Below are 1,449 nucleotides of genomic sequence, written 5' to 3'. Positions count from 1 at the left end.
ATCCGTTACCTGGAGACCTTTGACCACACAGTGGCTGTGATGCAGACCAAAGAGGGCCTGTTCCGCGTAGCCAAGGAATTCGTTGAGGACCTCGCGGACGACGGCGTGGTGTACGGCGAATTGCGCTGGGCACCTGAGCAGCACCTCCAGAAGGGCCTGTCGCTGGATGAAACAGTGGAGGCCGTGCAGGAAGGCCTCGAAGCCGGCGTCGACGCCGTTGCCGAGACAGGCCGCGAGATCCAGGTGGGCCAGCTGATCACCGCCATGCGGCACGCCGACCGCGGCCAGGAGATCGCCGAGCTCGCCGTCCGCCACCGCAACAGGGGCGCTGTGGGCTTCGACATCGCCGGGGCTGAAGACGGCTTCCTGCCGTCCCGGTTCAAGGACGCCTTCACGTACCTGGCCCAGAACAACTTCCCCGCCACCGTCCACGCCGGCGAGGCCGCCGGACTTGAGAGCATCCAGTCCGCACTCGTGGACGGACGCGCGCTCCGCCTTGGCCACGGCGTACGCATCGCCGAGGACATCATGGTGGAGTTCGAGGACGAAGACGGAGGGGAAGGCGCCGAAGGCGAGGACGACAGCATCGGCCTGGTCACCCTGGGCGACCTGTCCAGCTGGATCCGCGACCGCGGCATCGCCCTGGAAATCTGCCCCTCCTCCAACCTCCAGACCGGAGCGATCGCCGGGTTCGGCGAGGGCATCGAAAGCCACCCGCTGGACATGCTTTACCAGCTCGGCTTCAACGTGACCATTAATACTGACAACCGGCTGATGAGCGGGGTGACCCTCACTGACGAGTTCGAACTGCTGGTGGAAACCTTCGACTACGATCTCGATGACCTCCTTGAGCTGACCCTCAATGCCGCTGAGGCATCCTTCCTGCCCCTTGAGGAAAAGGAAGCGCTGGTGGAGTACATCAACGACACCTACGCCAACCTTGGCTGATCAGCCCCCCGTTGACCGGCTGGTCACGGTCATGGCCCAGCTGCGGGAACACTGCCCCTGGATGGGCGCGCTAACTCATGCCTCGCTGGTGGAGTACCTCCTGGAGGAGGCGTTTGAGGTTGCCGAGACCATCGAAACGGGCGCGGACGAATCCGAACTCCGGGGTGAGCTGGGTGACGTGCTGCTCCAGGTGGTGCTGCACGCCCGGCTCGCCGAGGAACGGGGCGCGTTCACCTTCGACGACGTTTCGCGCGGTCTGACCGAAAAAATGGTCCGGCGCAATCCCCACGTTTTCCGGCCCGACGGTTCACTTCAGGACAGCTTCCCGGCCACAATCGAGGAGATTGTGCAGAAGTGGGACGCCGTCAAAACCGCGGAAAGACCGGAGCGGAACAGCCCGTTCGACGGGATACCGGAGGCCCTGCCTGCGCTGGCAAAGGCACACAAGTTCCTTGACCGGGCGGCCCGTGCCGGAGTTGAGGTGCAGCCGCAGGACAGCGG

At 64.6% G+C, this 1,449-nt stretch carries 2 protein-coding genes; both read left to right on the top strand.

Annotation, left to right across the window (positions count from 1 at the left end):
* Positions 1 to 948 (top strand): adenosine deaminase (locus DBR22_RS19770; protein ID WP_108600403.1); only part of this gene is annotated, 948 nt, incomplete at its 5' end.
* Positions 949 to 1,009: 61 nt separating this feature from the next.
* Positions 1,010 to 1,449, top strand: a 440-nt coding sequence (locus DBR22_RS19765; protein WP_108600404.1) for a MazG nucleotide pyrophosphohydrolase domain-containing protein, incomplete at its 3' end; no start/stop codon positions are given.

It is taken from the genome of Arthrobacter sp. HMWF013 (assembly GCF_003061105.1).
Lineage (GTDB): Bacteria > Actinomycetota > Actinomycetes > Actinomycetales > Micrococcaceae > Arthrobacter.
The sequence above is the reverse complement of the archived record's forward strand: the minus strand, read 5'-3'. Positions and strand labels throughout refer to the sequence as shown.